7 protein-coding genes and 1 pseudogene are annotated in these 5,576 nt (G+C 60.5%); 1 reads left to right on the top strand and 7 read right to left on the bottom strand.

Annotation, left to right across the window (positions count from 1 at the left end; all coding sequences use genetic code 11):
- Positions 1-316: 316 nt before the first annotated feature.
- The 3 genes from E4P82_RS20625 to E4P82_RS20615 all read right to left on the bottom strand — a co-directional run bounded on the left by E4P82_RS20625 (position 317) and on the right by E4P82_RS20615 (position 2,749).
- Entirely contained in the window at positions 317-664 is a 348-nt protein-coding gene (locus tag E4P82_RS20625) for a DUF2254 family protein (protein WP_211203240.1), read from the bottom strand.
- A gap of 76 nt (positions 665-740) precedes the next feature.
- Positions 741-2,201, bottom strand: coding sequence for an MltF family protein (locus tag E4P82_RS20620; protein WP_169250637.1), 1,461 nt, complete (start codon positions 2,199-2,201; stop codon positions 741-743).
- 14 nt (positions 2,202-2,215) lie between these two features.
- Positions 2,216-2,749 (bottom strand): GNAT family N-acetyltransferase, encoded by a 534-nt coding sequence (locus E4P82_RS20615; RefSeq protein WP_169250636.1) that lies wholly within the window; start codon positions 2,747-2,749, stop codon positions 2,216-2,218.
- A 204-nt stretch (positions 2,750-2,953) separates the two neighbouring features.
- Between E4P82_RS20615 and E4P82_RS20610 the strand changes: the two genes are divergently transcribed.
- Entirely contained in the window at positions 2,954-3,451 is a 498-nt protein-coding gene (locus E4P82_RS20610; RefSeq protein WP_169250635.1) for a hypothetical protein, read from the top strand.
- Here E4P82_RS20610 and E4P82_RS20605 read toward each other — a convergent pair.
- The 4 genes and pseudogenes from E4P82_RS20605 to E4P82_RS20590 all read right to left on the bottom strand — a co-directional run.
- Entirely contained in the window at positions 3,440-3,721 is a 282-nt protein-coding gene (locus E4P82_RS20605; protein WP_169250634.1) for a hypothetical protein, read from the bottom strand. The genes E4P82_RS20610 and E4P82_RS20605 overlap by 12 nt on opposite strands.
- A gap of 16 nt (positions 3,722-3,737) precedes the next feature.
- Positions 3,738-4,583, bottom strand: coding sequence for a ProQ/FINO family protein (locus tag E4P82_RS20600; RefSeq protein WP_169250633.1), 846 nt, complete (start codon positions 4,581-4,583; stop codon positions 3,738-3,740).
- Between the two features lie 13 nt (positions 4,584-4,596).
- Positions 4,597-4,770 (bottom strand): hypothetical protein, encoded by a 174-nt coding sequence (locus tag E4P82_RS20595; protein ID WP_169250632.1) that lies wholly within the window; start codon positions 4,768-4,770, stop codon positions 4,597-4,599.
- A 492-nt stretch (positions 4,771-5,262) separates the two neighbouring features.
- Positions 5,263-5,576 (bottom strand): annotated as a pseudogene (locus E4P82_RS20590) (IS701 family transposase); the annotation flags it as partial.

The following is a 5,576-nucleotide window of genomic DNA, read 5'->3' as shown; positions in this document are numbered from 1 at the left end:
GGAAGTCGCCAGCGCTTCGGCGTAATCCAGCCGATCCCGGTTGACGGAGCCGGCTCCGATGCTGGCGCAGGCCGATAGCAATACCAGTATCGGCGGGAGCAGGGCCAATCGTAACGATTTTCCGAAATTGACTTGCAACATGGTTTCCTCACCCTGCCGCCGCACTCAGCGCCGCCGCCCACCGCCACCCCGGCTGAACCCACCATCGCCACAACTGAACCCGCCACCTCCGCTCACCCGCTGGAAATTCTGGGTCCTTTCGGCACCCCGGGCGCGGGCGTTGTAATCCCGGTTAAGAGCGCGCCGCAGCACGGGGTCACGAGCAGGACGGAGAACAGAGGCACCGTGCCGTCCCCCCCGTGATCGACCCAGGCCAGGGTAACGATGGCAATAAAAAAAATGTGGCGGTGAACAAGCCGAACGCATGAAACAGCACCGGGTCGCGACCAAACCAGGCGACCAGGCGCGGGGAATAAGCAATGGCGCTGAATTGCACCATGACGAAGGCCAGCGCGAACACGATGCCGGTCAGCGCCATCATGCCCGAAGCGATGGCGGACAGCGTCGCCTGGGTCGAAGCAACCGAGATGCCGTGGCTGTAGGTGGTGAGGTATTCCTGCTCCAGGCGCGGCCGCACCAATCCGCCGACCACGGTCACGCCCACCTACAACAGCGGAATCAGCCAGGGTGGCCTTGCTCGATGGTGGGCCTGCAAGAGGTTTGAGCACGGGTATCTCGCCTTATCGCCCTGTTTCCTGTTTGAGCGATTCCTTGACCTTCGCCCGTTCCGCCTGTTCCTCGGTAATGAGCGTGTAGGCGAGGTAGTACTTGTAGATGTTCGACACGTAGGTCACGGTCTCCCGACCGATCTTCTCCGCCGCGATTTGTTCGACGTGGTTGATCCAGATATTCGGGTTAAGTCCCGGCTGGGCGGCTGCCTGGCGCAGTTGCGCGATCCGTCTTGGCCCCGCGTTATACGAGGCAAAGGTGAACAGGCCCTTGTTGAGTGGGTCCATCGGTTCCTTCTCGTAATATCGGTCCACCTTGAAACGGATGTATTTCACCCCCGCGTGGATATTCGGCTCCAACTGGCGGATATCGCCGACCTGCAATTCCTTGCCGGTGGCGGGCATCACCTGCATCACGCCGATGGCCCCCACCTTGCTCTTGACGGTCTGGTCGAGCCGCGATTCCTGATAACCCTGCGCCGCCATCAACAGGTAATCCAGTCGATACTGGCGACCGTACTGGCGAAAGAAGGTCGCCATCTGCTCGAATTTGGCCCGTTCTTCCTGGGAAACCGCGTCTTTTACGTAGTTGGCGCTCTTCCAGTACTGTTGCAGAAACAGATTCCGCCGCACCGAACCCTGGGGATAGCGGGCGAGAAAGGCGTTAAGTTCCGCCTTAAGCTGGGGACTGTCCTTGCGGATCATCCAACCGATGTCGCCGCCAGTGCGAATCACCGCCTCTTTGTTGAGTACGACCTTGGGGAAGACTTGTTGCCAGAATCCGGCGACGTAATCGTCGGCGATGGTGGCCCTGACCAGACCGGCGTTGACCATTTCGAGAATATCCTCGGTTTCCAGATCCTCGGGCGCGAGCCGCAATTTCACCGGCGCCTGGCCGGCCTTGACGAACTCGGCGTTGAGCTGCTCCAGGCTTTCGCGGAAGCTCGACGACTGGCGAATGTACACTTCCTGGCCGGATAGCGCTTGTGCGGTTGCAATCGGCGCGGACACCGGACCGGTGACGACGATTTCCGCAACGTTGCGACGGACGGGCTCGGTGAAATCCACCTGCTGGAGGCGTTCCGGGGTGATGGTCAGATTGGCCATCGCGATGTCCCCGCAGCCTTTCAACAGGGACGGGATAATCTGGCTGCGGGCCACGGGCACAAACACGACATGGACGCGGATATGTTTGGTATTTAGTTTCTGGTTGAGATCGTCCTCGAACATCCGGCCGACGTCGCAAGCCAAACCGCGCTGGGTGCCCCGGTCAACGGAATAGAACGTCTTGGAGTAGGGCGTCAGAATCCGGATTTGCCGCCGCTGGATCATGCCGTCCAGGTCGCCGGTCCAGGACCGCGCGGTGACATCGGGTAGCGCATAGGGCGTGGTCGGTGTCTGAGCGTGGACGGTCGCCGCGAGCGCCCAGATCCCCATCAGCAAACAGCCAATCAGCCGACCGATGAGATTCATACTCACCCCCTGCTTTATCCCAGGTGCAGCGTTACGTGGACCACCGTGCCATCGCGCTGCTGCTTCATCGGCAAGCCGCTGTTGGCGAACACTTTGAGCATAGCTTGATTTCCCGAGAGCACATCGGCTGTGAACCGGGACACGTCTTTTTGCCGCCCGATCTGGACGAGATGCCGAAAAATGCGACTGGCAATGCCAAGACCCTGGTAGTCCTCTTCGACGATAAAGGCTACTTCGGCGCTGCGTCCGGCGTGTGCCTCTTCAAAAACAACGTAACGTCCCGTACCGATGATGGTTTCTTCGTCTCCGAGGTTCACGGTAACCACCAAGGCGACCTCTCGGTCGAAATCAATCTCCGTCGCGCGTCTCAGATCCTGATCCGTAAGCTCCCTTACATATTGGAAGAAGCGCGTGTAGATCGATTCGCGGTCGAGGTTCTTGAACGCGCTAACGAGCCTGGTTTTGTCTTCAGGACGGATCGCGCGAATCGTCACCGTCGTTCCGTTCCTGAGGGTGTCGACCACAAAATAGTGGCGTAACTCATTCATGATTTGTTTGTCCTGTTGCCGAACCAAGGGTTGTCAAAATGGAACAGACCAGTAGTCGTAGGTTAGACAAAAGCATAGCGTTGCCCGGCTTTGTTGCATAAATCGAATGAGGGATGAGGTTTGCCCGCTGGGGTTTGGGTTTAGCAAGCCACGACGGTATCGGGCATACCGAGCCGCGTCCTGGTATGCATGGCGGCGGCGGGCATGGGTGGTCTGGGTGTCGAAACGGCGGTTGCGCAAAGGGTCGCCAAAGCGGGTTTTGAGGTGAAGCATGGCCGTTTCGGCCAGACTGCGGCGGTGGTCACCGCTCTCGATTTTCCACGACTTGGCACCCTGTTGCTGGAGGTGTTCGACAAGGGCGGTGCGTGGATGGATTCTCGCCCATCCGCCAGCGGCGACCACGCCACCGCGCCGGCGACAGCGGCAACCAGCTCATCGGCGGGCAGTTACTCCAGCAGCGCCGGCAAGACCTCGGCATCGCCGACGAACGCGGCGCTCAATTCCGCGGCGATGCCTCCCCAAAAAAGTCCGACTCCGCCCACTGATGGAGGGTTCCGTCGCCGCCGTAGTGCGCGGAGGCGGACAGCCCCCGTCGGGGTCGACGGTGTTGAGCGGGCGCGACGGGGATCACCGGCTCGTACCCGGACCGGCGATCCCCCGGTTCGTTCGCTGCCCGGAGGCCGATCCGCTTCAGCTCGCTAGACGCCGAACCCGGACTTCCTTTCGCGCTGGCCCCTTGAGGAGTTTCGAGGCGCCGACCGGCCGTTGCCGGTGACGATCGAAACCCGTGCCTCGGCCCATGACGCCCATTCCGCGCGGGCCAACGGCGGTGAGAATGCACCGTTGCGGCGCGTATTCGCTAAACCGCACCCAAGTCGTCGCCGGCTCGATGAACTCTCCGATCCTTTCGTGTTCGGCACGACTATCCTCGTCGAGAGTCGCCAGCAACGCCGCCGTTCCAATCTTCCTCATACCGCGTGGGGTCCCTTCAGCCCGCCTCGGATGGGCCGCGCCCCTTCAGGCGCAGTTTGGGAAAAGTGGATCCCAACGGGAGTGAAGGCGCGCTAGGCATCGCGGAAACCTTCGCCGCGAGTCCGGTCGGCTCGGGTGCTGTTGATGCCGGGATCGGTGTCGGTGCGGCCTTCCCCTGGGCGGATGCGGCCTCGGGCCGGATCGACTTCCCGAACACCTGCACGCTCGGATGCTGGAGAGCGATCTCCCCGTCCGCGAACCGCGCCAGCGACCCGCTCAGGGCCGCGATCCATTGGGGATAGTCCTTCGCCGCCTGTTCCAGCTTGCGCCAAATCTTGGGTGGCAGGATCGCGGTGACGATCCCCTCCCCAGTCTGAATACCGATTTTCAGGCCACCTTGGACGGGTAGCGGTTGCGGCAGCTCGGAAAACTTGACGGTGAGTTCGAGACGTCCGGGCACGAGGGCTTCCTGGGGCAAGGGGGTATCGTTGGCGGGTAAGGGGGAAGCGGGGCACGAGGGTGCCGGTTGGCCCGCTTTCCGGGCGGTCCAAGCGATCAGGTCGGCCCGGGCGGTTTCGGCTTCGGCCGCCGTGACCACGCCCGCCGGCTGGCCCTGTAAATCGATGCGGATCGCGCCCGCGCACAGCGCTTTCCGGTAGCGCGGTCGGTTGCAGTAGCGCGCCAGCGCTCGTTTGACGGCGGCTTTCTCGAAGCCGGCCGCCATTAGGTCCCGGTGGATACCGAGCTTGAGCGGTCGGGGGTTCTCGCCATCGAAACAGGCTGGGTAGGTTTCGGCCAGCGCCAAGATGTTGGGTGCCGACGCGGGCGCGGGATCGGCACCGGCTAGGCTCGGGTCGGCCATCGTCTCACCTCGATCAATCGAACAAATCTCGCACCGCCCACCGCTTGCGTCGGTTGCGGTAGGCGCTCTGGATATGTTGGCGCCGATCATGCCGTAAGTGACAGCGCGGGTACAACGCGGCCAGATTCGTCGGGTCGTTGTGGGTGGGATTTTGGTCCAGATGGGCGCAGGTCAGGATCGTTTTCACGAGACGCCCTTTCGGCCACTCCGCTTGCGCGTAAAAGCCCAGCGAGCGGCCTTGTTCATCATGACATTCACCGGTCTCCGGGTCCACCAACCCCCGCTGGCAATCACGAGCACCGTGGTGCCGTGTTCGCGGCCACACCACTCGCAGTGACCTCCCGCTCGCTCAAACTTGATCCAATTTGCCAGTTCTCGCCAGTTGGGCGGGTACAAGGGGCGAAGTTCGAGGCTAATCGGCATGATCACTTTTCTTAGTCATCTTAATCATTAACATAATGAATTATAGTGAAAAGTGGCTTTCTGAGAACCGCGCGCCCTCCTCATTGGCTATTTTTTTGTTCGGTCCTGAAGGAAGCGCTAAATTCGTCATCAGACTGTCATCTGTTGATGTTCCTCGATGAGTTAGCCACCGAGATTGTGGACAATTCACGAAGTGTCGATCTGGCTAGCGTGATTTTTTGAAATGCACCCTAACCTGATCTTACACTTACAGGACTTACGCAAAACGCATGTTGATGGAGGGATTTTTGAGTTGCTGGATGAGATAATCGTCGAGTAAGCCGTGTTTGAGTTGGTAGACGGTTTGCCCTGTTTGCCTAGCCAGTTCTTTGAGCCTCACCCAGACCAGGAAAGCGCAACCGATGTGATTACGCTGAATGCGGGCCTTACGACACTGGCAGCGTTCAAGCCCGGTGAGTTGCTTGCTTTCACGGTGCAACTGCTCGATCTTCCAACGAAAGCCACACACCTCTTGGGTCGCCTTCGTGGAATTCTGAGTGGAATCGTTGGTGACGATCCAATCCGTGTGGT

This window comes from Candidatus Competibacter phosphatis (genome assembly GCF_012939995.1).
GTDB classification, from domain to species: domain Bacteria; phylum Pseudomonadota; class Gammaproteobacteria; order Competibacterales; family Competibacteraceae; genus Competibacter; species Competibacter phosphatis.
This window is presented reverse-complemented; position numbering and strand designations above follow the sequence as displayed.